Origin of the sequence: Arthrobacter sp. DNA4, from assembly GCF_024362385.1 — a bacterium.
Lineage (GTDB): Bacteria > Actinomycetota > Actinomycetes > Actinomycetales > Micrococcaceae > Arthrobacter.
Genome location: NZ_CP101466.1, coordinates 4,451,292 through 4,475,016, shown reverse-complemented (window position 1 = coordinate 4,475,016; position 23,725 = coordinate 4,451,292). Strand labels below are relative to the sequence as shown.

The 23,725-nt window shown below is 67.3% G+C and carries 27 protein-coding genes; 14 read left to right on the top strand and 13 right to left on the bottom strand.

The annotated features are described in order from the left end of the window. Positions 1–235 precede the first annotated feature (235 nt). Positions 236–1,621: a replicative DNA helicase gene (dnaB, locus tag NMQ03_RS20715; RefSeq protein ID WP_159629496.1), complete on the top strand. Its 1,386-nt coding sequence runs from the start codon at positions 236–238 to the stop codon at positions 1,619–1,621. Here the strand turns inward: dnaB and NMQ03_RS20710 are convergent. Continuing rightward, positions 1,618–2,634, bottom strand: coding sequence for an acyl-CoA thioesterase (locus tag NMQ03_RS20710; RefSeq protein WP_255173779.1), 1,017 nt, complete (start codon positions 2,632–2,634; stop codon positions 1,618–1,620). The genes dnaB and NMQ03_RS20710 overlap by 4 nt on opposite strands. A gap of 133 nt (positions 2,635–2,767) precedes the next feature. Beyond that, positions 2,768–3,205: a DoxX family protein gene (locus tag NMQ03_RS20705; RefSeq protein WP_255173778.1), complete on the bottom strand. Its 438-nt coding sequence runs from the start codon at positions 3,203–3,205 to the stop codon at positions 2,768–2,770. Between the two features lie 109 nt (positions 3,206–3,314). On the opposite strand from NMQ03_RS20705, the gene NMQ03_RS20700 reads away from it, so the two are divergent. From NMQ03_RS20700 to NMQ03_RS20690, 3 genes are all read left to right on the top strand, one after another. Continuing rightward, positions 3,315–4,667 carry an MATE family efflux transporter gene (locus NMQ03_RS20700; protein WP_255173777.1) on the top strand — a complete coding sequence of 451 codons (1,353 nt, stop codon included), beginning with the start codon at positions 3,315–3,317 and terminating at the stop codon, positions 4,665–4,667. A 67-nt stretch (positions 4,668–4,734) separates the two neighbouring features. Beyond that, positions 4,735–5,325, top strand: a complete 591-nt coding sequence (locus tag NMQ03_RS20695) for a hypothetical protein (RefSeq protein ID WP_255173776.1) — start codon at positions 4,735–4,737, stop codon at positions 5,323–5,325. A gap of 99 nt (positions 5,326–5,424) precedes the next feature. Next, the gene (locus NMQ03_RS20690) at positions 5,425–5,802 is read left to right on the top strand and encodes a hypothetical protein (RefSeq protein ID WP_224023856.1); all 378 of its coding nucleotides are present in this window, start codon (positions 5,425–5,427) and stop codon (positions 5,800–5,802) included. A gap of 42 nt (positions 5,803–5,844) precedes the next feature. Here NMQ03_RS20690 and NMQ03_RS20685 read toward each other — a convergent pair whose 3' ends face one another. Then, the gene (locus NMQ03_RS20685; RefSeq protein WP_255173775.1) at positions 5,845–6,390 is read right to left on the bottom strand and encodes a CGNR zinc finger domain-containing protein; all 546 of its coding nucleotides are present in this window, start codon (positions 6,388–6,390) and stop codon (positions 5,845–5,847) included. Between the two features lie 71 nt (positions 6,391–6,461). Between NMQ03_RS20685 and NMQ03_RS20680 the strand changes: the two genes are divergently transcribed. Further along, positions 6,462–7,490, top strand: coding sequence for a DMT family transporter (locus NMQ03_RS20680; RefSeq protein WP_255173774.1), 1,029 nt, complete (start codon positions 6,462–6,464; stop codon positions 7,488–7,490). A gap of 85 nt (positions 7,491–7,575) precedes the next feature. On the opposite strand, the gene NMQ03_RS20675 is transcribed toward NMQ03_RS20680, so the two are convergent. Continuing rightward, complete coding sequence (locus NMQ03_RS20675; RefSeq protein WP_110545130.1) at positions 7,576–7,839, bottom strand: WXG100 family type VII secretion target; 264 nt, start codon at positions 7,837–7,839, stop codon at positions 7,576–7,578. Between the two features lie 212 nt (positions 7,840–8,051). Here NMQ03_RS20675 and NMQ03_RS20670 point away from each other — a divergent pair, with 212 nt between their 5' ends. Then, on the top strand, positions 8,052–8,324 hold the full coding sequence (locus tag NMQ03_RS20670) for a DUF2277 domain-containing protein (RefSeq protein WP_255173773.1): 273 nt from the start codon (positions 8,052–8,054) through the stop codon (positions 8,322–8,324). Between the two features lie 26 nt (positions 8,325–8,350). Here NMQ03_RS20670 and NMQ03_RS20665 read toward each other — a convergent pair whose 3' ends face one another. The 6 genes from NMQ03_RS20665 to NMQ03_RS20640 form a co-directional block, all read right to left on the bottom strand. Beyond that, on the bottom strand, positions 8,351–10,633 hold the full coding sequence (locus NMQ03_RS20665) for a cation-translocating P-type ATPase (protein WP_255173772.1): 2,283 nt from the start codon (positions 10,631–10,633) through the stop codon (positions 8,351–8,353). A 28-nt stretch (positions 10,634–10,661) separates the two neighbouring features. After that, complete coding sequence (locus NMQ03_RS20660; protein WP_255173771.1) at positions 10,662–10,901, bottom strand: heavy-metal-associated domain-containing protein; 240 nt, start codon at positions 10,899–10,901, stop codon at positions 10,662–10,664. Positions 10,902–10,970: 69 nt separating this feature from the next. After that, the gene (locus NMQ03_RS20655; protein ID WP_255173770.1) at positions 10,971–11,330 is read right to left on the bottom strand and encodes a metal-sensitive transcriptional regulator; all 360 of its coding nucleotides are present in this window, start codon (positions 11,328–11,330) and stop codon (positions 10,971–10,973) included. A 297-nt stretch (positions 11,331–11,627) separates the two neighbouring features. Continuing rightward, positions 11,628–12,137: a universal stress protein gene (locus NMQ03_RS20650; RefSeq protein WP_255173769.1), complete on the bottom strand. Its 510-nt coding sequence runs from the start codon at positions 12,135–12,137 to the stop codon at positions 11,628–11,630. Positions 12,138–12,219: 82 nt separating this feature from the next. After that, positions 12,220–13,032, bottom strand: coding sequence for a class F sortase (locus NMQ03_RS20645; protein ID WP_255173768.1), 813 nt, complete (start codon positions 13,030–13,032; stop codon positions 12,220–12,222). A 103-nt stretch (positions 13,033–13,135) separates the two neighbouring features. After that, positions 13,136–13,876, bottom strand: coding sequence for a hypothetical protein (locus NMQ03_RS20640; protein WP_255173767.1), 741 nt, complete (start codon positions 13,874–13,876; stop codon positions 13,136–13,138). 271 nt (positions 13,877–14,147) lie between these two features. Here NMQ03_RS20640 and NMQ03_RS20635 point away from each other — a divergent pair, with 271 nt between their 5' ends. From NMQ03_RS20635 to NMQ03_RS20600, 8 genes are all read left to right on the top strand, one after another. After that, positions 14,148–14,348, top strand: coding sequence for a hypothetical protein (locus tag NMQ03_RS20635; RefSeq protein WP_255173766.1), 201 nt, complete (start codon positions 14,148–14,150; stop codon positions 14,346–14,348). 72 nt (positions 14,349–14,420) lie between these two features. Then, entirely contained in the window at positions 14,421–15,530 is a 1,110-nt protein-coding gene (locus tag NMQ03_RS20630; protein ID WP_255173765.1) for an exo-alpha-sialidase, read from the top strand. Next, positions 15,523–15,810, top strand: a complete 288-nt coding sequence (locus tag NMQ03_RS20625) for a MoaD/ThiS family protein (RefSeq protein WP_255173764.1) — start codon at positions 15,523–15,525, stop codon at positions 15,808–15,810. The genes NMQ03_RS20630 and NMQ03_RS20625 overlap by 8 nt, the downstream gene beginning before the upstream one ends. Before the next feature lie 134 nt (positions 15,811–15,944). Then, complete coding sequence (locus NMQ03_RS20620; RefSeq protein WP_255173763.1) at positions 15,945–16,727, top strand: ABC transporter ATP-binding protein; 783 nt, start codon at positions 15,945–15,947, stop codon at positions 16,725–16,727. Further along, complete coding sequence (locus tag NMQ03_RS20615) at positions 16,714–17,424, top strand: ABC transporter ATP-binding protein (RefSeq protein ID WP_255173762.1); 711 nt, start codon at positions 16,714–16,716, stop codon at positions 17,422–17,424. Before NMQ03_RS20620 ends, NMQ03_RS20615 begins: the two co-directional genes overlap by 14 nt. A 5-nt stretch (positions 17,425–17,429) precedes the next feature. Then, positions 17,430–18,311, top strand: coding sequence for a branched-chain amino acid ABC transporter permease (locus NMQ03_RS20610; protein WP_255173761.1), 882 nt, complete (start codon positions 17,430–17,432; stop codon positions 18,309–18,311). Next, on the top strand, positions 18,311–19,447 hold the full coding sequence (locus NMQ03_RS20605) for a branched-chain amino acid ABC transporter permease (protein WP_255173760.1): 1,137 nt from the start codon (positions 18,311–18,313) through the stop codon (positions 19,445–19,447). Before NMQ03_RS20610 ends, NMQ03_RS20605 begins: the two co-directional genes overlap by 1 nt. Positions 19,448–19,449: 2 nt before the next feature. Beyond that, the gene (locus NMQ03_RS20600) at positions 19,450–20,700 is read left to right on the top strand and encodes an ABC transporter substrate-binding protein (protein WP_255173759.1); all 1,251 of its coding nucleotides are present in this window, start codon (positions 19,450–19,452) and stop codon (positions 20,698–20,700) included. On the opposite strand, the gene NMQ03_RS20595 is transcribed toward NMQ03_RS20600, so the two are convergent. From NMQ03_RS20595 to purU, 3 genes are all read right to left on the bottom strand, one after another. Continuing rightward, the gene (locus NMQ03_RS20595) at positions 20,701–21,321 is read right to left on the bottom strand and encodes a helix-turn-helix transcriptional regulator (protein ID WP_255173758.1); all 621 of its coding nucleotides are present in this window, start codon (positions 21,319–21,321) and stop codon (positions 20,701–20,703) included. It lies immediately after the preceding gene. Positions 21,322–21,390: 69 nt separating this feature from the next. After that, complete coding sequence (locus tag NMQ03_RS20590) at positions 21,391–22,803, bottom strand: aminomethyl transferase family protein (protein WP_255173757.1); 1,413 nt, start codon at positions 22,801–22,803, stop codon at positions 21,391–21,393. 38 nt (positions 22,804–22,841) lie between these two features. Continuing rightward, positions 22,842–23,714 carry a formyltetrahydrofolate deformylase gene (gene purU / locus NMQ03_RS20585; protein ID WP_255173756.1) on the bottom strand — a complete coding sequence of 291 codons (873 nt, stop codon included), beginning with the start codon at positions 23,712–23,714 and terminating at the stop codon, positions 22,842–22,844. Positions 23,715–23,725: the final 11 nt, after the last annotated feature.

The window sequence follows — 23,725 nt, the reverse complement described above, 5'->3', positions numbered from 1 at the left end:
CGAAACAGGGCCCCCAGTTCGGTTTTCGGGGCTCTTCGCGCCGCCTCCCACGTCTCTCTGTGGAAAAGCTGTGGATATTGGGGATAACTCCGGCCCGGAGCTGGTTTCCGGACCCCGGAGCTTGATTGTCAGGGCCTGCGGGTAGACCTGGATGGGTGGCGGATCCGGTTGTCGGAGGCCGTGAACAGGATGGATCACCGGGCCGAACGCCCGGAACAAATGGAGGACGGCAGCTTTGTCAATCGCGCATCTGGACCCTGTTGAGGCAACCCGTGGATCGGACGCGAGCCGGAAGCCGCCACAGGACATCGCCGCCGAACAATCGGTCCTGGGCGGCATGATGCTCTCCAAGGACGCCATCGCGGATGTTGTTGAAATCCTCCGCGGCCAGGACTTCTACCGCCCGGCGCACGAGACCATCTATGAGGCCATCATCGACCTCTACGGCCGCGGGGAGCCTGCGGACGCCGTTACGGTGTCCGATGAACTGACCAAGCGTGCCGAGATCAACAGGATCGGCGGCCCGGCCTACCTGCACGAGCTCATCCAGACCGTGCCCACTGCAGCCAACGCCGGCTACTACGCCGAGATCGTGGCCGAACGTGCGGTGCTTCGCCGCCTGGTGAACGCCGGCACCAAGATCGTCCAGCTGGGCTACGGCTCCGACGGCGAGGTGGAGGACTTGGTCAACCAGGCCCAGGCGGAGGTTTACGCCGTGGCTGAACGCCGCACCGCCGAGGACTACGTGGTGTTGAAGGACGTCATGGAGTCCACGGTGGACGAAATAGAGGCGTCCGGCCACCGCGGGGAGGGCATGACCGGTGTCCCTACCGGGTTCTACGAACTCGATGAGCTGACCCACGGGCTCCACCCCGGACAGATGATCGTCATCGCTGCGCGCCCCGCCGTTGGTAAGTCAACGTTCGCCCTGGACTTCGCCCGGTCCGCGGCCATCAAGAACAACCTCTCCACGGTCATGTTCTCCCTGGAAATGGGCCGGAACGAGATCGCCATGCGCCTCCTGTCCGCCGAAGCCACCATTGGGCTCCAGGACCTCCGCAAGGGAACCATCAAGGACGAGCAGTGGTCCAAGATTGCCACCACCATGGGCAGGATGAACGATGCCCCGCTGTTCATCGATGACAGCCCGAACATGTCCCTGATGGAAATCCGGGCCAAGTGCCGACGGCTCAAGCAGCAGCATGACCTCAAGCTGGTTATCCTCGACTACCTGCAGCTCATGAGCTCGGGCAAGAAGGTGGAGTCCCGCCAGCAGGAAGTCTCCGAGTTCTCGCGTGCGCTGAAGCTCCTCGCCAAGGAACTCCAGGTTCCCGTGATCGCCCTGTCCCAGCTGAACCGTGGATCGGAACAGCGCCAGGACAAGCGCCCCATGGTGTCGGACCTCCGTGAGTCCGGTTCCATCGAGCAGGATGCCGACATGGTCATCCTGCTCCACCGCGAAGACGTATATGACAAGGAATCGCCCCGCGCCGGGGAGGCGGACATCCTGGTGGCCAAGCACCGTAACGGCCCCACCAAGGACATTGTGGTGGCATTCCAGGGCCACTACTCCCGCTTTGCCAATATGGCGGGCGACGCCGGCGGCGGTGGCGGCTTCTAGGAGCCTTCGCTCCCGGAGCGGGACGGGGCGCTGCCGGCAGGTCCCCCTGGGGCGAGAAGGTGGTTCGGCAGGCGGTTCCCCGGTGCCGTGCCCCGGATTTCGAGGAGTTCGCGGGCATGGGCGTGGAGCCGCTTGTCTTCCTCGCTGACCGGCACCCATGCCGGGACGGGCACCGAGTTCCCGTCGTCGTCGCGCGCCACCATCACGGTGAGGCAATAGGTGGTGAGGTTCAACTCCCGGCCCTTGGGATCGCCGGAACGGACGTGGACCGCGATGTGCATGCCTTTGGTCCCCGTGTACACCAGCCGTGCCTCCACCTCCACAACGTGGCCAATCAGCAGGGGCCGGTAGAAGCGCACGCCGCCGGAGAAGACCGCCACGGTGTCCCGGCCACAGTAGCGGGAGGCGCAGACGTACGCGGCTTCGTCGATCCACTTCATGACGATGCCGCCGTGGACCTTGCCGCCCCAGTTCACGTCAGTCGGGGCGGCCATGAACCGCAGCGTCACGCGTTCGGCCGTGCCCGCGTCCGTATATTCCTGCCGGTTCATAGCTTCCACAATCTGCTCGCGGACCTTGATCCGGGCCAGTGCGTGGTCCCGTTGCTCGATCTCGGCAGGGGTGGCTGGTTCAAACTGCTGCACCGGGATGGGCTTGCCGTCCGCCCCGACCGCCACGAAGATCACCATGCACTGGCTGCGCATCGTGGCCGGGCCGCCTTTCGGATCCCCGGAAGAGACCACGGTGTGGATGTGCATGGAGGACCGGCCGGTATAGACGATGGTCGCTTCCACCTCCACCATGTCCCCGCTGTTGACGGGATCGGCGAAGTGGATGTTTCCCACATAGGCGGTTACGCAGTAGGACTTGGCCCACCCCACCGCTGCGGCGTAGGCGGCCTTGTCCACCCACTCGAGCACCGTGCCGGCATCCACCGAGCCGCTGTGCCCAACGTCGGTGGGAGCGGCGAGGAAGCGGAGGGTTACGGAGTTGGGACGGCCGGTCTCAGTCATGCTGCGATCCTACTGGCGGCCCCGGTTACCGGCCGGTTGGCGCTGCAACAAAGCCAAGGCGCAGCTTAAAAGTCCGACGGCGGCAGGGCGCCGTGGGTGCCTTGCCGCCGTCGTTCGGGTCATGCGGGAGCTGCTAGGCGAGGACCGCCAGGCGGGACTCCGGGCGGCGGCCGAAGAGGGCGCGGTCCAGGGAGAGCCGGACTACTCCGGTGAGGGCCAGGGCGAAGGATGCCGCGGCCAGCAGCAGCACGAGTTCGTAGCCTCCGTTTGCCGCGAACACGCCGGCAGGCGCGTGCACCAGGAACAGGGCGCCCAGCATGTCCAGGACGAGGAGGGCGGCCACCACGCGGGTGAGGATCCCCAGGATCAGGGCAATACCGCCGGCAAGTTCCAGGACCGCAATGGCGGGGGCCATGACGTCGGCGGCCGGAACGCCCATCTTGGCGAAGGAAGCCTGGGTGCCGGCGATGGTCCATTCATTGAACTTCTGCCAGCCGTGGGCTGCGAAGAGGAAGCCAAGGATGATGCGGAGGGCGGCAAGGGCGGTCGTGGTCAGTGCTTGCTTGTTCATGCCTTCCACTGTTCCCGATATATAGTTGAAGTGTCAACTAAGTTGCCCTGATTGTGGGGTTTGTCATGCCGGACGCGTTCCGGCCGGCACGCGCGGTTAAGCTGGCAACGTGCCCCAACAACCTGCCCTTGCCGCCGCGGCCGGCACCCGCGCCCCTGCCCGCGAGATTCTCCGCCTCGCAGTCCCTGCGTTCGGGGCGCTGGTGGCTGAACCCCTTTTCCTGCTGGCTGACTCCGCCATCGTGGGGCATCTCGGCGTCGCCCAGCTCGCGGGTGTGGGGCTGGCGTCAGCCGTGCTGCAGACCGCCGTCGGACTGATGGTCTTCCTGGCCTACTCCACGACGCCCGCCGTGGCGCGCGCCATCGGCGAAGGGCAGCTGGGCAAGGCGCTGGCGGCAGGGCGCGACGGCGTGTGGCTGGCAGCCCTCCTCGGCGTACTGTTGGCGGTGGCCGGGTTCGCCGCGGCCGAACCGCTCATCGACCTGTTGGGCGCGGAAGGCAGTGCCCGTACGTTTGCCATCGACTATTTCCGCTGGTCCATGCCGGGCCTGGTGGCGATGCTGCTGATCTTCGCCGGCACCGGTGTGCTGCGCGGGCTGCAGGACACCCGGACCCCGCTGGTGGTGGCGACGGCCGGATTCGGTGTGAACATTGTGCTGAACTTGTGGCTGGTCTATGGCCTGGGCTTGTCCGTGGTAAGCTCGGCGATCGGCACCAGCGTCGCCCAATGGGCCATGGCTGCGGTCTATGTGGTGATGGTGCGCCGGAACGCCGTACGCCACGGCGTAAGCCTGCTGCCCAGCTGGCGGGGGATCCGCAGCATGACCCGCGTCGGATCCTGGCTCATGCTGCGCACGCTCAGCCTGCGGGCAGCCATCCTGGCCACGGTGCTGGTGGTGACGGCCCAGGGTGAGGTCAACCTCGCCGCCCACCAGCTGGCCATGACCATTTTTTCCTTCCTGGCGTTCGCCCTGGATGCCCTGGCCATCGCCGCGCAGGCGCTCATCGGGAAGGAGTTGGGCGCTTCGAATGCCGGCAGGGCCAGGCTCCTGACCGGCACCATGATCAGATGGGGCGCGGGGTTCGGCGTGGTGACGGGCCTGCTGCTGGCCGTGGTTGCCCCTTGGGCGGGGGCCCTGTTCACCCCGGATCCCCAGGTGCAGTCGGCGCTCACGGTCGCCCTCTGGGTCCTGGCTGCCGGGCAGCCCATCGCCGGCTACGTCTTCGTCCTGGACGGGGTGCTGATCGGCGCGGGGGACGCCCGGTACCTCGCCCTTGCCGGGCTGGTGAACATCGCCGTCTACGTGCCGCTGCTGGCCTGGGTGGCAATCTCTGGTGCCACCGGCGCCGCAGGGCTGGGCTGGCTGTGGGCCGCTTTTGGCGTGGGATACATGGCCGCGCGGGCACTCACGCTGGGCGTGCGCGCCCGATCCGACCGCTGGATGGTCCTGGGGTCCGCCTGAACAGCTTTGCTGTGCCCGGGCGCAGTGCCCGGTTCGACCTTCCGGCAGCCCCCACTAAACTGGACCGGTGACGCAACCATCCACCCCTGCGGGCGCTGCCCCGGGAACTGCCCCCCGTAACGACCTCTGGAAGCCGGTCCTGCTGCGCTCGGCTGCTGCCCTGGCATTCGGTGCCGTGACGGTGTTTTGGACTTCGCCTTCCGTGGAGGTCATGGGCTGGGCCGGCGGCCTCTATCTCCTGGCCACCGGAGTGGTTTCCCTCCGCGCCATCCCCGCGGCAGGGATCGCGCAGAAGTCGGCGCCGGGGAAGATGTTGTCCTTCGCCGGGGCCTCCTCCGCCGGCGCAGGCGTGGTGGTGCTCCTGCTGCACAGCGACCTGGTGTTCGGGGTGATTGCCGCCCTGGGCCTCGGTGTGGCCGGTGTCCTCGAGCTTGCCTGCGGCTTGCGGCACAGGGGCCGTCACGTCCTGGCGCGCGACTGGATAGCGTCCGGGATCATCGGGATTGGAACAGCGGTGCTGCTGCCGTTCTTCATCAACCTCGGCGCCCACGCTCTGCTGGGCGTGGCCGGTGGAGGGGCGATCATTTCCGGTGTCCTGTGGGTGTTGTCCGGCCTGACGCTGCGGCACGATGCCCGGGGCGGCGCAGGAAAGCCGTAAACTAGGAGGAGCGCCCTTCTACTTTCTGTAGAAAATCGGGTGCGAAACCGCAATTCGTACACCAGGCCGGCCGTGCGCCGCCTGCAGGGAGGAACCACCGTGGCTGACCAGCATCAAGGAAAACCGCGCAAGCTGCGGACCTCGGTGAAGGGGCCGCTGATGTTTTCGGCCTTCTGGGCCGTCGTCGCCTTCGTTGCAGTGCTGATCTTCGCCTCCGGGGGAAGCGCCCGGGCGCCCCGCTTCGACCTCGCCTTCACGGCGGCCGGCATCGCCTTTATCGTGACCCTGGTGATCGCGGCCATGCTCTCGATGAGCTACAAGGAGAACGCCGAACACTTGGGCAAGGGTTCGGGCGTGAACCTGAGCTCGGCGCCCAAAGCATCTCCCCACGGAGGGTCCGGCCATGGCTTTGGTGCTCCGGGCAGCCAGAACCCGCCGGCATCCGGCGACGGCGCCGACGGCACGCCCCAGCGCTAGGGGCAAACCGGCGCACAATGGAACGCGGGGCGCGCCGGCCTGCTAGTTGGTGGCCGCCTGCCTGGCCCGGTAGGCCGCAACGTGGGCGCGGTTAGCGCAGTTCCCCGTGTCGCAATACCGCTTTGACCGGTTGCGGCTCAGATCCAGCACGGCGGCATCGCAGTCCTCGGATTCGCAGGTGCGCAGCCGCTCCATCTCTTTGCCGCGAATCACGTCTGCCAGCGCCATGGCCGCCTCGGTACTCATCCGGTCCGCCAGGGGAGCCTCCGGTGCCGTTGCATGCAGATGCCAGTCCCAGCCGTCGTGTTTCATCAGCTGCGGCAGTGCGTTTGCGTCCCGCAGGAGCCGGTTGACGGTGTCAACGGCGGCATCCTCATCCGCTGTCCATACCGCCGCCAGTTCACGGCGCAGCTGCCGCACACTCTCCAGTTCCGCGGCATCCCCGGCCCGCCCCCCGGAAAACCCCTCGGCGGCCAGGAAGGCATCCAGATCCGCAACCGAGGACAGCCCCTCCCTGCCATTCGCGGCGGTATTGATGAGGTTTACCACCGTCCGCAGCGCCACCTCAGTGTCAGGGGCGAAGACCATGTTGACTCCTTACAGCACCCGGGCGTAATGTCATGAGCATTACCCCACTTTACTCCTGACAGGAGGCGACGGTGCCTGCCGCCAAAAACCATATCCCCACCACGGAGCTGCCCGCCGGGCGCCCCGGCTTCCTGGCATCCGGGCTGGGGATTGCGCTCTTCTCTTCTGCGGTCTTCGGCCTGTCCGGATCTTTTGCCAAGTCATTGCTGGAGACCGGCTGGTCGCCGGGAGCTGCCGTCACCGCCCGCCTGACGGGTGCTGCCCTGATCCTTGCGCTGCTTACCGCTTTCGCGCTCAGGGGCAGGTGGCACCAGCTGAGGGACAATTGGCTCACCATCGTGCTGTTCGGGCTCATTGGCGTGGCGGCCTGCCAGTTGTTCTACTTCAACGCAGTGGCACGGCTGTCCGTGGGCGTGGCACTCCTGCTGGAGTACCTGGCCCCGGTGATCATCGTCCTGTGGCTCTGGGCCGCGAGCCGGCGGCGCCCCCGGCTGCTGACCTCCGGGGGGACACTGTTGTCCCTGGCCGGGCTGGTGCTGGTCCTGGACCTCACGGGAGCCGTCAAGGTGGATCTGGTGGGGGTCCTTTGGGGGATGGCGGCCGCCGTGTGCCTGGCCATCTACTTCTTCATCACCGCCAAGGAAAACGACAACCTGCCTCCCCTCGTGCTGGCGTCAGGGGGACTGATGACGGGCGCTGCCGTGATGTGGCTGGCCGCGGCGACCGGCCTGCTGCCCATGGCCTTCAGCACCGCGGACACCACCCTTGGACCCTGGACCACCCCGTGGTGGGTCTCGCTTGCCGGGCTGGTGGTGCTGGCCACGGTACTCGCCTACACGTCGGGCATCATGGCAGCCCGCGCCCTCGGTTCCAAAGTGGCATCCTTCGTCTCGCTCACCGAGGTCCTGTTCGCCGTCCTGTGGGCGTGGCTGCTGCTCGGGGAACTTCCCGGCGCCATCCAGCTCCTCGGGGGAGTCCTGATTGTCGGCGGTGTGATCCTGGTGCGGCTTGACGAGCTTCGCGCCTCCGCAGGCGAAGCGGGTATGAATGTCCAGGCGTCGCCGCTGGAGCACGCGAACGACGTCGAGCCCGTCCCTTAAGCACGCGCGCGCCGTCGTCGTGGGCAAACACAAAAGGGCAGGGACACCTGGTGGTGTCCCTGCCCCCGCCTGTTGGCGGTAAAGCCTAGTGGGAGGCCTGGCTCTGCTCTTCGGCGTTGCGCTTGGCCTGTGAGCCGGCTTCTTTCAGTGCCTCGGCAACCTTGGTCAGCATGGCGGTGTGGGTACCGGACCACTCGTTGCGGAACTTGGTGGCGTCCGGACCTTCCCAGTTGGTGCTGCTCAGAACCTTCGTGAGAGTGGACTTCTGCGTCTCGATCTCGGACGCACCTGCCTGAAGCTTGCTGCCGAGCTGGCGAAGCTGCTCAACGTCTGCACCCCAAATAGCCATCAGTTTCTCCTTGTTAGGTGTGTGGATCCGAACCAGATCGGCATCCCCAGCGGCCCCCCGGCTCATCCGGAAGATCCATTGCCTAAAACCTATCCCGGCCCCCAAACAGTGTCGATGGGCAGCCCTGCCCATGCCGGGCTCCCCAGGGACGCCGGGTGAAGACCATGAAAAAAGGGTCGATCCCAGGCGTTGGAAGAGCCTAGCATGGCGTTATGTGCCGGAATATCCGAACCCTCCATAACTTCGAGCCGCATGCCACGTCCGAGGAAGTGCACGCGGCCGCGCTGCAGTACGTCCGCAAGATCAGCGGCAGCACCAAGCCGTCCAAGGCAAACCAGGAGGCCTTTGACGACGCCGTGCATGAGATCGCGCACATCACGCAGCACCTGCTGGATGCGCTGGTGACGCAGGCGCCGCCCAAGGACCGGGACGCGGAAGCGGCCAAGGCCAAGGCGCGTGCCGCGGTGCGGTACGGCGTGGCCTGACCCCAGGGGGTTAGCCGCCGGGGAGGCTACTTGCCGAAGCTCCGCAGCCGCAGCGAGTTGGTCACCACCAGGACCGAGCTGGCGGCCATGGCGGCGCCGGCAATCATCGGATTGAGCAGCCCCAGGGCGGCCACCGGGATGCCCACCGCGTTGTAGAAGAACGCCCAGAACAAGTTGGTCTTGATGGTGCCCAGGGTCTTCCGGGACAGCTCAATGGCCTGCGCCACCTGGGCGAGGTCGTTGCCCATCACTGTCAGGTCCGCGGCTTCGATGGCCACATCCGTGCCCGACCCCATCGCAATTCCCAAGTCGGCCTGCGCCAGCGCCGCAGCGTCATTGACGCCGTCCCCGGCCATGGCCACCGTGGCACCGCCGGCCTGAAGCTTCCGGACTGCCTCGACCTTTCCTTCCGGCAGGACGCCGGCGTAGACGTCGTCCGGAGCGATGCCGACGGCGGCAGCCACCTGGGCGGCCACGGCGGCGTTGTCACCGGTCAGCAGGATGGGCCGCAGGCCCAGTTCCTTCAACCGGTCGACGGCGGCCGCGGACCCCGCCTTGACGGTGTCCCTGAGGCTGATGATTCCGGCGGCTTTCCCGTCCACGGCGACGCAGATCGCCGTTGCGCCGCCCGCTTCCGCCGATCCGAGCGTGGCCCGCTGGCCGGCGTCCAGGACGATCCCGTTCTGCTCCAGCCAGCCGCGCCGCCCGGCCATCACGGCCCTGCCCTCAACGGTTCCCGACACTCCGCCGCCCGGCGCGGAACTGAACCCCTGCACGGAAGGCAACGTGCCGGCGTCGTCCGTGGCACCCGTGGACGGGGCCGCGGCAGCTGCGGCAGCGATGGCGCGGGCCACCGGGTGCTCGGAGGCTGCCTCAACGGCTCCGGCGAGCCGGAGGACGTCCCCTTCCAGGAAGCCAGGGAACGCTGCCGTGGCATCCACGGCCAGGACGCCGGTGGTGACCGTGCCTGTCTTGTCCAGCAGGATGGTGTCCACGGTGCGGGTGTCTTCAAGGACCTGCGGGCCCTTGATCAGGATGCCCAGTTGCGCGCCGCGGCCGGTGCCCGTCAGCAGGCCCACGGGCGTGGCCAGGCCGAGTGCGCAGGGGCAGGCAATGACGAGCACGGCGACGGCGGCCGTAAACGCCTGCCGAAGGTGGTCGCCGTCAGCGGCCGGGCCGGCGAGGAGGAGCCAGAGCGCGAACGTCACGACCGCCAGGGCCAGGACCACCGGCACGAAGACCGCACTGATCCGGTCCGCGAGCCGTGCAATCGGTGCCTTGCCGGTCTGGGCCTGCGACACCAGCCGCGCCATCTGGGCAAGGGTGGTTTCGGCACCAACCCGGGTAGCGCGGACCAGCAGGCGGCCGGACGTGTTGATGGTGGCGCCGGTGACGCGGCTGTCCGGCCCCACCTCCACGGGGACTGATTCACCCGTCACCAGTGAGGCGTCAACGGCCGAGGCGCCGTCCACCACCACGCCGTCGGTGGCGATCTTCTCTCCAGGGCGGACCACCAGGACGTCGCCCACCTGCAGCAGGTCGGCGGGGATCTTCTCTTCGTTGCCGTTGCGCAGGACTGTGGCATCCTTGGCGCCCAGGTTCAACAGGGCCTGGAGGGCGTCGCCGGCCTTCTGCTTGGCGTTGGCCTCCAGGTACCGGCCCAGGAGCAGGAAAGTGGTGACAACGGACGCCACCTCGAAGTACAGGCCGCCGGACATGCCCTCCATGCCAGGGTGCTCAGTCATGCGCGGATCCGCCAGCAGCTCCCAGGCCGAGAACAGGTACGCTGACGCCACCCCGAGGGACACCAGGGTGTCCATGGTGGAAGCGAAGTGCCGCGCGTTGATGGCCGCCGCGCGGTGGAAGGGCCACGCAGCCCACGTGACCACCGGCAGCGCCAGCACCGCCGCCACCCAGCCCCAGTTGGCGAACTGGAACGCCGGGACCATGCTGACCAGGAACACCGGGACGGTCAGGACCGCCGCAAGGATGAGGCGCGGGCGCAGCAGGGACGCGGGGATTGGGGCGGGTTCAGCCGCGGCCCCGGCTTCCGGGCCCGTAGGGCGCTGCTGGCGCACATGTGCCTTGTAACCGGCCGCGTTAACCGTATCCACCAGCTGTTCGTCGGTGACGCCGTCCGGGACCGTGACGTAGGCCGACTCGAGTGGCAGGTTGACCGTTGCAGCCACGCCGTCGAGCTTGCCAAGCTTCTTTTCCACGCGGTTGACGCAGGACGCGCAGGTCATCCCTTCGATGTCGAGTTCGACGACGCGGGTGCCCGGCGGGTGGAGCAGTTCCTGGTGGCTCATTGTCAGCTTTCCGGTAGTGGAAGGGTTTCTAGGCTTCGTTGGCAACCACCAGGTAGCCGGCTTCGGCTACGGCTTCGCCGATTTCCGCGGGGGACAGTTCCTTGGCTGAAGTGACGGTAACGGTGGAAATGCCGCCGGCGTTCAGGTCCACGCTCACTGCTTCAACGCCTTCAAGGGCTTCGAGTTCTTCGCTGACTGCCGACACGCAGTGTCCGCAGGTCATGCCCGAGACGCTGATGGTTGTGGTGGTGGGGGAGGTGGTGCTCATGGCTTGCTCCTTCATGTGGTGCCGGCGGTGGCCGGGTTGGTGTGAGGGTTGTGTCAGCGAAAGGTTTTGTCAGCGAAGCAGTCGGCCGATGGCGTCGGCAGCTTCCTTTACCTTGGCATCGATGGCTTCTGCGCGTGCGTCGGGGTCCGGCTCGGAGGCCGCCCCCACTACGCAGTGGCCGATGTGTTCCTCGACCAGCCCAAGGCTCACGGCGTGCAGGGCCTTGGTGACGGCGGCAACCTGGGTGAGGATGTCGATGCAGTACTTGTCCTCATCCACCATCCGGGCAATGCCCCGCACCTGGCCCTCAATGCGCTTCAGGCGCCGCAGGTACGCGTCCTTGTTTCCCGTGTACCCGTGCTGCGGGGCAGCGCCATCCTCCCCGGCCGGCTGTTCGGCGGCCGCAACCGCTTCTTCGGTAGCGTTCATGGAGCCAACATATACCCCTTGGGGGTATCAGCGCAAGTACCCCCTAGGGGTATCTGCAGGGAGGCGGGGCACGCGCGTCTCCTGGTCCGTCAGGGCACAAAAAAGCTCCGGAGTGCGTTATTGGGGGATACGCACTCCGGAGCAGCTTTTGGGCAATTCCGGCTTCCACCTGGGTGGATCGGCCTTGCTTGAATCAGCTTACTGGCTGGTACGGGGCTGCGCCAGCACCGCGAATAACTACTTTCGCTTTACTTTAATCACGTCCGGAACGGAGGCATTCTGCCCCGGCTGCGCCGGTCATAGCCGGTCCTCATGGGCCGGCATCCGGTAGGGAACCAACAGCACCGGTAAGCTTTGATGGTGGCTGAGCCAAGACCCAACGGACCCGCCCAAAGCCTCGGAGAGGCGATGGGACAATCCACGTTCCGAGGTTCCCACGATGATCATGGGGGCATCCACTTCCGCGGCCAGCTGCCCCAGTGCACGGGCCGCGTCTCCCGTAAGGGTGCGGAAGGACCACTCTGGGGGGCTGCCGCCGGGCAGCTTGTCCACGGTGGCCTGGACCTCTGCTTTCAGCTCCGTTGCGAGTTCCAGCATGTCGTCATCAGCGTCCGGGTGGCGGGAAAGGCGGTGGGCGGAGCGGGCCGGGTCCCACTCCACGAGGTAGCTGGCTTCATCCACGTACGCGCAGACCAGGGGCGCGCCCAGCCGGGCAGCCAGGACGGCCGCGGTCTGGATGACCTCCGGGTGCTGTTTGGGCATGATCCCCACCAGCAGCGGGGCCCCGTCGAAATGTTCCCACGTCATGCTGCCCATTGTCCGCCCGCCCAAGGCCGCCTGAACAGGTACGTTGGGCCCGGGCCCGTCCCGGGAACACCGCGGTGCGGTGCTAGGGAACGGCGGGGGAGGCGGTGACCACGACGTTCTTGCCCCACGGATCCTCTGTGTAGCAGCTGATGAGGACCAGCCGGTTGGGCACCATGTCCCAGACCGGGCTGTCCTTGAGGCCGGACTTCAGGTAGGTCGTGACGCTGTCCACGTGATAGCTGATGGTTCCGGCCGGAGTCTGGACATCCAGCAGGTCGCCAACGGCGGCCGCCGAGCTCAAATGGTTGAAGGGGGCGTCCGCGCCCTCCCAGCTGTGGCCGATGACGTAGGTGGTGTTGCCGGAGCCCTTTCCGGGGATGCCGAAGGCCGTGAGCCAGTACCCGTCCTTGGTGGCAGGGGGCTCTATGGTGCGGCTGGACTGGGCTTCGCCGTCCAGGTCCAGGGGTTGGACGGCTACGTCGAAGGCGGCTGCCGGATAGCGGATGTGCAGGGGCGGGGCGGCCGGCGGAAGGTCAGGTGCGTCCGCCGCCGGTGGGGCCGGAGCCTGGGCGGCCGCGGCTGGCGGCTGTGGCACGCCGGTTTCCGCAATGGGAGCCGCGGCACCGAGGGGTCCGGCGGCAAGGGGTCCGGCGGCAGGGGACCCGGCGGCAACGGGAACGCTGCGGGCCGAAGCGGAGACGCTGCCGGCGGCCAGCAGCGGAGCCGGGTGGAACAGGGGAGCGCCAACCGTAAAGGACAGGAAGGCGAGGATGCCGCAACAAAGGATGGCCAGGTCGCCCCGGTTCCACCGCCGCCACGACTGCCGCCTGGTGATGCTTCGCCCGGGCCCCGCGTGCCGGCGTCGGTCCTGTCGCATGGCGTTCCCCTGTGGCATGGCATTCCTTAAGGGTTGGGCTGGATGGGAAGGAAGGCGCCCTGCCGGGCACTGGCAGGACGCCTTCCTTGTCGGGAAGCCACGGGAAGTGGCGGATGCCGGGCTAGCCGGCGGTGTGCAGCGGACGTGGCCGGCGGCGTACTGCCACTGCTGCTCCCGCGGCGGCCAGCGCTCCCACACCTGCAAGCCAGCCGGGCGCGCCGTCAACGGAACCCACAGCCGTCTGGGCGTTGTAGCCCTGGTTGGTCCCCACACTGGCGGCCGCTGCGGCGGGGGCTGCCTTCGGAGCCGCGGCCTGCTGGGCAGGCGTTGCCTGGGCGGGTACAGCTGCCGGGGCCACCGCGGCCGGCGGCACCACCGCAGGGGCTTCCGCAACAGGGGTCTCCGCTGGAGGCTGCACCAGGGGTTGTTCCGCGGGCTGGTCGACGACGACGGGCGTCTCCTGGGCCGGCGGGGTCACCACGGGCGGCTGCTCCGTAGGAGGCGCCACCACCGGGGGTTCCTCGGCGGGCGGCGTGGCGGGAGGGCTTACGGGAGGGTCGACGACGACGGGCGGATCCACGGGGTCGAGCACCTCGCCGGGCGGCAGCGGCGCGCACTTGGCGACGTAGAGTGCCTTTCCGGCGCTGGTCCAGTTCTTGCCCGGCGTATTGGATGTCGGCGGAATGATGTCCAGCGGATGCTGGTCGTGGCCGCCCAGCCCGTTGATGCTGAATTCCAAAGGTGCCCAGCTGATGCCGTCGCTGTGGCAAACGGTGACTTTCTCCCCCGCGGCCATGGCGGGCGCCGTGAGGCTGATCAGGCCGAGCCCAACCACCCCCAGTGTGGCTAAGGTGCGTTTCATGATTTCTCCCCATATATGTGTGAAACGGACCATGGCGGGGACGTGCCAGCGGTGGCGCCGTATGCCCCAGCAGCACGGTCAGCTTGCCTTGAGATTTCAGGCTAGGGGCGCCGCCCGGGGCAGTCGCCAGTAGGGGGTACTCGTCTTTCCCCGGGACCAAGTTACCTGCCAGTACCCTAAACCCGGGCCGCGCCACCTGCTTCCGCGCCGGGGACCTTGTCCGCCGGGTGGGCCGCGCCTAACGTTTTAAGTGAAGCAAGGAGGGGGAATCGTGGAAATCTTCATGTGGTGGCTGGACCTGGACCTCGCCAGCAAGGAGTGGCTGCGGCAAAACCTCCATTCAGCGGAACTGCCGCTTCCGGTGCTCCAGGGGATCGCGGAGGCGGGCGGCCCCCACCCCGGCAATCCCGCTGCAGTGCTGACCGCCGCAGACTGGGACTTCATCGAGACCCAGTCGGAATTCGTGGACTGATCCCGCCCGCCGGCAGTTCAGGGAGCCGAAGGGGGCCTGAACCCGTTGCGCCTTGGCCACTGCGGTGGTTGCATGGTCCGCATGGCAACGGCGGCAGAATCATTCCTCCTGGCAATCGGCACCAAGAAAGGGCTGTGGCTCGCCACAAGCCGGGACAGGCGGGAGTGGTCCTTCACCGGCCCGCATTTCCTCATGGCTGAAATCCCCAGCATCGGAATCGATACCAGAGAGGGCCGCACCCGCATCCTGGTGGGCGTCCGCAGCCCGCACTGGGGGCCCACGGTTGCACACTCCGATGACCTGGGCGCCACCTGGTCCGAGCCGGAGCATGGCGCCATCACGTTTCCCGAGGACACCGGCGCAGCCCTGGACCGTGTGTGGCAGATCTACCCGGACGCCGAGTCCCGTCCCGGAGTGGTGTGGGCCGGCGCCGAGCCCATCTCCGTCTGGAAGTCCACGGACGGCGGCGAGCACTTCGAGTTGAACCGGGGCCTGTGGGACCACCCGCACCGCAGTGAATGGGGAGCTGGCTATGGCGGTGCGGCGGCACATTCCATCGTGGTGGACCCTGCGGGTGAAACTGTGCACGTCGCCATGAGCACCGGCGGCGTGTACCGCTCGCTCGACGGCGGCACGTCCTGGGAGGCGCGCAACAAGGGCATCTCGGCCTACTTCATGCCGGACCCCAACCCCGAGTTCGGCCAGTGCGTCCACAAGATTGCCGCTGATGCTGTGGTGGAAGGACGCCTCTACGCCCAGAACCACCACGGCGTCTACCGGACAGACGACAATGCCGACAGCTGGAACTCCATCGCGGAGGGCCTGCCCGCGGACTTCGGCTTCGTGATGCTGACGCATCCGCGCAGGGACGGCACCGCCTGGGTTGTTCCGCTGAAGGCCGACGGCGAACGCATTCCTCCCGACGGAAAGCTCGCCGTCCACCGCACGGACGACGCCGGGAACAGCTGGAAGCGGCTCAGCACCGGGCTCCCCGGGCAGGAGTACAACAGCGTGCTCAGGGACGCCGCCTCGGTGGACACCGCCGAACCCGCCGGCGTCTACTTCGGTACCCGCGGCGGGACCGTCTACGCGAGTGCGGACGAAGGGGAGACTTTCACGGAAGTGGCGTCGCACCTGCCGGACGTCCTCTGCGTCCGGGCGGCAGTGGTGGCCGGTGCCTGAGATCTCGCTGCTGCTGCCCGGTGTCCTGCAGCCGCTGGCCGGCGGGCAGTCCGTCCTGTCCACCCGGGCCGACGGGCCGGTGACGGTGGCACACCTGCTTGACGCGGTGGCCTCGGACTATGCCGTGCTGGGCCGGCGGCTCCGCGATGAAACCGGGGCCCTGCGCAGATTCGTGAACATCTATGTGGGCGGCGACGAAGTGCGGCGGCTGCAGGGCCTGGACACCGAGGTCCAACCCGGCCAGGAAGTGCTGGTAATCCAGTCCGTTGCGGGTGGCTGAGCCGCGCCTGGGGTCCTGACCGCCAAACGATTCCAAAATCGTTGACAATTTCGTCCGCGATCCGTACCGTCGGTTTCGTGCAGTGGTGATCAACTGCACCCATTCCTAGCGATGATGCGACAGGAAGGTACAGGGTGGCCGCGAGCCTGAGCCTCAAGGACGTCAGCCTCCACTTCGGCGGGGTCAAGGTGCTGCAGGACGTCAGCTTCGACGTCGAGCCCGGCGTGATCTTTGGCCTGGTAGGCCCTAACGGTGCCGGCAAGACCTCCCTGTTCAACTGCATCAGCGGCCATTACCGGCCAAGCTCCGGATCGATTTCCATCGACGGAACCGAGGTTTCCGGCAGTGCCCCTTCCCGGATGGCCCGCCTTGGACTTGCGCGCACCTTCCAGCATCCTGCGCTCCAGCTAAACACCACAGTGCTGCAGAACGTGCTCCTCGGAGGGCACACGCGGCTGCCCGGCGGCCCGGTCTCCTGGGCGCTGAGGATGCCCTACACCGTCCGGGCCGAGCGCGCCGTCCGTAACGAGGCGCTCGAACTCCTTGCCAAGGCCGGGCTGGGCTGGGCGGCGGATGTGCCAGCCGACGAACTCTCCCACGGGCTGCATAAAGGCATCGAGCTGTGGCGGGCCCTTCTTTCCAGGCCCGCCCTGCTTCTTCTCGACGAGCCGGCAGCCGGGCTCTCCCACGGGGAAGTCGAACAACTCATCGCCACCGTGAAGCGCCTCCGCGCCGAGCAGGACGTCACCATCATCATCGTGGAGCACCACATGGGACTCATCTCCGCGCTCACCGACCAGGTGGTGGTCCTGGACCACGGACGGAAGCTGATGTCGGGAACCGCGGCGGAGGCCCAGTCCGATCCCCGCGTCATCGAGGCCTACATTGGGAGGGACGCCGCGGATGACGCTGCTTGAACTCACGGACGTGACAGCGTCCTACGGGCCCGTGCAGGTCCTGGACGGGGTCTCGCTCAGCGTGCCGGACGGCGGGTCCGTGGGCATCCTGGGCGCGAACGGGGCGGGCAAGACCACCACGCTCCGCGCCATCAGCGGCAGCGTCAGGACCGGTGGACGGATCAGGTTCGATGGCCGGGACATCCGGGGCCTCCGGCCGGACCAGGTGGCCGCGCTGGGCATAGCCCACGTGCCCGAGGGCCGGGGCACACTGGGCCAGCTCAGCGTGCGCGAGAACCTGATGGTGGGCTCCTACCTGCGCAAAGACCGGAAAGCCATCGCCGGGGACATCGACTACTGCCTTGACCTGTTCCCGCAGCTGCAGGACCGGGTGGGCTCGCGGGCGGCGGCACTGTCCGGCGGCGAACAACAGATGCTCGCGGTGGGCCGCGCCTTCATGGCCAAACCCAAACTGCTGCTTTTGGACGAAGCCTCGCTGGGGCTGGCGCCCAGCACTGCCAAGGCGGTCTACCAGGCCATCCGCCGGCTGCGGCTCGAGTCCGGGATCGCCATGCTGGTGGTGGAACAGAATGCGAACCTCGCATTCTCCCTGGTGGACACCGCCACGGTCCTGGAAACGGGCCGGAACGTCCTCACCGGAACCTCGGCCGAACTCAAGGGCATGGACGAAATCCGCCGCGCCTACCTGGGGGGCTGACCGGCATGGGAACCTTCATCCAACTCGTCGTTGACGGCCTCGCCACCGGTTCCATCTACGCCGCCCTGGCCCTGGCAATCGTGTTGGTGAACCAGGCCACCGGCCTGATCAACTTCGCGCAGGGCGGCATGGCGGTGGTGTCCGCCTACATCGCCTACGTGTTCGTGGAACTCGGCCTGCCGCTCATCCTGGCCATCATCCTTGCCATTGTCCTGTCCTTCCTCTTCGGCGCACTGGTGGAACGGTTCCTGATCCGGCGGTTTGAACGGGGGGATCCGGACACCGCAGTGGTGGTGACCATCGGCCTGCTCACCCTGGTCACCGGCATCTGCGCAGTCCTTTGGGGCTACAACAACCTGGGGTTCCCGTCGCTCTTCCCGCTGACCAGCGTTGAAATCCTCGGGGCGGTGGTCAGCGTCAGGTCCCTTGCCACCGCCGTGACCATCGTGGTGATCATGGTGGTCCTGCAGCTGCTCTTCCTGCGCACCAAGCTGGGACTGGCCCTGCGCGCCGTTGCCGACAACCCGGCGTCGGCCGCTTTTTCCGGCCTGCCGGTGGGCCGCCTGCTCATGGTGGGATGGGGACTTGCGGCCACCCTGGGGGCGATCGCCGGCGTCCTCGTGGCTCCCCAGCTGACCCTCACGCCCGGCATGCTGGACACGGCCCTGGTCTATGCGCTCGCCGCCGTGATCCTCGGCGGCCTGACCAGCCCCATCGGCTGCGTGGTAGCGGCGTCCGCGATCGGTGTCCTGGAAAACCTGGTGGCCGTGTACATTCCCCTCATCGGCCACGACCTCAAGATCGCCGTGCCCTTCGCGCTGATCTTCGTCATCCTCATCGTTCGTCCCCAGGGCCTGTTCGGCAGAAAGGTCGTGGTGAGGGTCTGATGAGTGCCGTTGCCGCCACTGCCCGCAGGCCATGGGTCCGGATAGTCCTCGCCGCCGTCGTGGCCATAGTGCTGCTCGTGGCCCCACTGGCCCTGCCGGCCTTTGCGAACCAAACGCTGGTCCGCATCGGTGTCTATGCCGTGGCGGTGCTCGGGCTGAATATCGTCATGGGCTACACAGGCCAGGTCAACCTCGGGCAGATCTTCTTCGTGGGGCTGGGCGCCTATGTCACCGCGTACGGCGTCAACCATGGCTGGAACATCCTGCTGGTGTTCGCCGCCGCCTGCGCCGTTGCCGGCGTGGTGGGACTGCTGGTGGCCCTTGCCGCCGCCCGCCTGGGCGGCCTCGCCATCGCGATGGTCACCATCGCCCTCCCGATCGTCGGGGTGCCACTGGCCAAGCGCCTCTCCGAATTTACCGGCGGCTCGCAGGGGATCTCCGCGCGGTTCACGGACGCCCCGGACTGGTCCGGCCTGGACAACGACCAATGGCAGTTCTACATCGTCCTGGCGGTGGCGGCCGCGGCTTTCCTGCTGGCGCGGAGCCTGGTCCGGGGCAAGTACGGGCGGGCATTCGCGGCCGTCCGGGAAAACGAGGCTGTTGCGGCCTCCATGGGCATTTCGCCCTACCGGACCAAGGTCCTCGCCTTCACCATCGCCTCCATCTTCGGCGGTGCCAGCGGCTTCCTGTACCTCGCAGCCGTGCAGTACACCTCGCCGGAGACCCTGAGTTTCGGCCATTCCATCAGCCTCGTGGCCGCCATGGTCATCGGCGGCGCCGGGAGCATCGCGGGTTCGCTCCTGGGCGGCGCCTACTACGTCTTCGTTCCGCAACTCACCAACGCCATAGATCCCAACCTCACCACCATCAGCCAGGGTGCCATCCTCCTCGCGGTGCTGTTCCTGTTGCCCGGCGGCCTGGTCAGCATCCCCAGGGTGGTCCGCAGGCTGGCCCGCCGGACCGGCGCCGCCGGTGGCCGCTCCGCCGCCCGCTCCACCGCCGCCCACTCCACCGCTGCCGGCTCCCCGGCGGCTCCTGCAGCGGATACCTCCCAGCAGACCGCTCCAGCCCACCGTCCGGTACCGGACAGTGCGCTGGAGGGACACGAACAAACAGAGAGGCAAGATGGACCATGAAGATGAGAAAGAAGCCCGGCGGGGTACTTGGCATCGTTGCCGTGACGGCCGCCGTCGCGCTCTCCCTGTCCGGATGCAGGGGTGACAGCGGCGGCCAGGGCGGCGGTTCGGCATCCTCTCCGGGGATCACGGATTCGGCGATCACGCTTGGGATCACCACGCCGCTCAGCGGCGCCACCGCCGGACCGGGCAAGTGCACGGTTGCCGGGGTCTCGGCGTACTTCGGGGCCGCGAACGCCGCCGGCGGTGTGAAGTTTGGTGACGGCAAGACGCGCACCGTGAACATCAAGTCCTACGACGACGCCTACGACCCGCAAAAGTCCCTGGCCAACTTCCAGCAGATGGTGTCCGACAACGTGTTTGCCGCCACCGCCGGCCTGGGGACGCCCACCAACCGGGCATTCCGCGACGCGGCCATCAGCCAGAAGGTCCCGCAGGTGCTGGTGATGACCGGTGACCCACTGTTCAGCGACCGGAAGCAGAGCCCCTGGCAACTGGGCTTCGTCCCCGTCTACCAGAATGAGGGTGCCGCGTTCGGAAAGCTCCTGGCGAAGTCGGGTGCGCAGCACAAGGTGGCCATCCTGTCGCAGAACGATGACTACGGCAAGGGATACGTCTCGGGCTTCAAGGAGGCCATCCAGGGGGCGTCCAACATTTCGGTGGTGGGGGAGCAGACCTATGAGGCCACCGACACGTCCGTGGATGCCCAGCTCACCCAACTGGCCTCCTCGGGGGCTGACGTCTTCTTCAACGCCATGTCCATCACGCCGCTCACCATCGCGGCACTGCAAAAGGCGCAGCAGATCGGCTGGAAGCCCAGCTGGTTCCTGCCCTCCAACACGTCCAGCCCCACGGCGATCCTCGAACCGGGCGGCGCCTCCGCCTACCCCGGAATCTACTCGGTGTCCTTTGCCAAGGCACCGCAGAGCCCGGCGTTCGCCAAGGACCCCGACGTCGTCAAATTCCTCGACGAACTGAAGAAGTACGGGAACTACCCGGACATGCCGGCCTTCCCGCACTGCATGTGGAGCTACATGGTGGGGGCCACCCTTGAGAAGGCGTTCCAGAACATGAAGGAGCCCACGCGGGACAGCTTCATGACGGCGCTGCGGGACATCAAGGACCTGAAGGCGCCACTGATGCTGGAGGGTACGTCGGTCAACACCACGGTGGATGGCCAGCCGGCGGTGTCCTCGGTGGTGGTGCAGAAGTACAACGGCAAGGGCTATGCAACTGCCGAGAACTTTGGCTGATCAGCTCCGGGCGGCGCTTGGCACCGGCCTGGCGCCGCCCGGGGATTCCAGGCTGTCCACCAGTTCCAGCCCGCGCCGGGCCCACGCGATCTCCGCGTGGGCCCGGTCCACCAGGCCCTCATAGGTGAACCGCTTGAACGCAATGGTCCGTTCGCGGTCAGCCGGATCGGTCACGGCCAGGCGGCGCACCAGCATCGGGTTCTCCACCTGGGCGATGCGCTGGAGCTCACCCTCCCATTGGGCGAGCTCGGCCTCCCATTGCTCCTGGTGCCGGCGGAAAAACTCCCTGGCCGTCTCCGGGGATGCCGCCTCAAGGTAGGCGGCACGCAGGTGGGCGGGATCGCGGACCCGCGCGTACTCCAACGGGGTCTGCATCCACTCGAGGAAGGCCTGGTTCCCCGCGTCCGTGACATGGTAGACCCGGCGGGTGGCGCGCTGGCCCCTGGGCTGCTCCTCACCCTCGATGAGGTTCTCCGCTTCCATCTTGCGCAGCTCAGGGTAGATCTGGGAATCGGGGGCATGCCACACGTGCCCCACCGACATGGAGAACTGCTTCTGCAGTTCATAGCCAGACAGCGGGCCCACACGCAGCAGCGCAAGCAGCGCGTACCGAAGGCTCATGCGGTACTCCTCCAAGGGCTCAAGGAAGGTGCGGGGGCGCCCGCGCCCCCGCACTCCGGCGTCCCCAGCCTAGGCCGACTGGTAGTTCGTCCGCCACCCGCCGTGATACGTGGCGCGCGCCACGGTGGAGTAGGGCACGGGGCTGACCACGGCCCGCACTTCAGTCTGCACATGGGGTTCGACGGCGGCCTTGGCGGTTCCGCCGTTGGGCTCACCCCACACGACCTTCAGTTCCGTGCCTTCCGGGACGTTGGGATCGATGGTGGCCAGCGACAGGGCCCGGCGTTCATTGGCGCTGTAGCCGGTGAACATCGAGTAGCCCACCACGGTTCCGTCGGCGTCCACCACCGAGTCATAGTTGGCCGAGCCGTAGTTTGCCAGGGGCAGGTCAAAGAACTTGTAGCTTGGTCCGTCCACGTTGAACAGCGACGCGAAAATGGAGGTGACATCCTCCGCGTCCCAGGCCAGGGTGACCTTCTTGCGTTGCGCGGCGGGGTCGATCTTCTGGAGTGCGTCGCGGCCGATGAAGTCGTGGTCGAACTTGACGAACGAGCCGTAGCCCAGCTCCCACGGGGTCAGGTAGTAGTCCTCGATGTTCGCGGACACGAACGAGCCCGCCAGGGTTCCGGTGGCTTCGTAGCCGTCAGCGGGCAGCCATTCGCGGTAGCCGCGCTCCGCTTCGCCGGTGTAGATGGCCGGCAGCGGCGACGGGATCCAGCCGGACTCGAGGGTGTTGGACGGGTACGCCCGGGAGCCCACGGGCACCAGCCCGAACTCGGCGCCGGCCTCCACGATGGCGTCGCGGATGCGGTCGTGGTCCGCGTACGGGCCCCACACTTCCAGGCCCGGTGCGCCGGCCATCCCGTGCCGCAGGGTGCGGACGGTGGTCCCGGCGATGGCCATGGTGGACATGTTGAAGAACTTGAGCTGCTCCAGTGCGCCGCCGTTGAGCTTCTCGATGACCTGCCAGGCGTTGGGTCCCTGGATCTGGAAGCGGTAGTACTGGCGGGTCACGGGGTGGCCGTACGGCCGTGACGGTGAGCGCCGGTCCACGGTGATGTCCAGGTCCCGGTAGCCGCCCGTCTCGCCGTGGTAGAGCAGCCAGTTGGCTGCCGGGGACCGGCCGACGTACACGTATTCGTCCTCCGCCTCGTGGAAGAGGATGCCGTCTCCGATGACATGTCCGGACTCGGTGGTGGGCACGTATTGCTTGGCTTTGTTCACCGGGAAGGTGGCGGTGGAGTTGATGGCGGTGGCGGTGATCAGCTTGATCGCGTCCGGGCCCTTCAGGAACAGGTTGTCCATGTGGTGGGACTGGTCGTAGAGGACGGCCGTCTGCCGCCAGGCGGTCTGCTCCTTGATCCAGTTCTGGAAGTCGGCCGGGACCACCGGGTAGATGTAGGAGCCGATCTGGGAGTTGCGGAGGAGGTCAACCGCCCCTTTCGACGCGTCGAGGACTTCCTGCAGGTTTTTCGGTGCCACGTTGAACCTCTTGTTCTGTATCGGATTGTTGGTGGGTATCAGAAGACGATGGTCTGGTTGCCGTGCCGAATGACCCGGTCCTCGGCATGCCACTGGACGGCGCGGGAGAGCACCGCGCGTTCCACGTAGGCGCCGCGCGCCTGGAGGTCCAGGGCGGAGTGCGCATGCGTTACGCGGGCCACGTCCTGTTCGATGATGGGCCCTTCGTCCAGGTCCTTGGTCACGTAGTGCGAGGTGGCGCCGATCAGTTTGACGCCCCGCTCCTTGGCCTTGCGGTAGGGTGCGGCGCCCACGAACGCAGGCAGGAAGGAGTGGTGGATATTGATCAGCGGCACGGAAACCGCGTCCAGGAATCCGGGGGACAGGATCTGCATGTACCGGGCCAGCACCACGAAGTCCACGTTGCCCTCCAGCAGCTTCAGGACCTGGGCCTCCGCTGCTGCCTTGTCCGGCCCTGCGGAGGGGACGTGGAAGAACGGGACGCCAAAGGCCCGCACGTCCTCGGCCGTGTTCGTGTGGTTGGAGATCACCATGGGAATGGTCACGGGCAGTTCACCCCTCCGGTGCCGCCAGAGCAGTTCCAGCAGGCAGTGGTCGGAGGTGGATACCAGGATGGCCATGCGCTTGGGGATGGAGCGGTCGGTCAGGGTCCAGGAGAGCCCCAGCGGGGTGAGGGTCCTGGCGAGGTCGGCCTCGATTTCAGGCATCGCGGCGGCCAGGTCCGGCCGGTTGAAGACGACCCGCTGGAAGAAGTCACCCGATGAAGGATCACTGGAGTACTGGTCCAGGGAGACGATGTTTCCCCTGTTGCGGGTCACCAGGGCGGCCACAGCAGCCACGATGCCCGGCTGGTCCGGCCCGTGGACGATCAGGCAGGACTGGTCCTTGCGGGATTCGGTGTGCAGGACCATCGCGTGCCGTC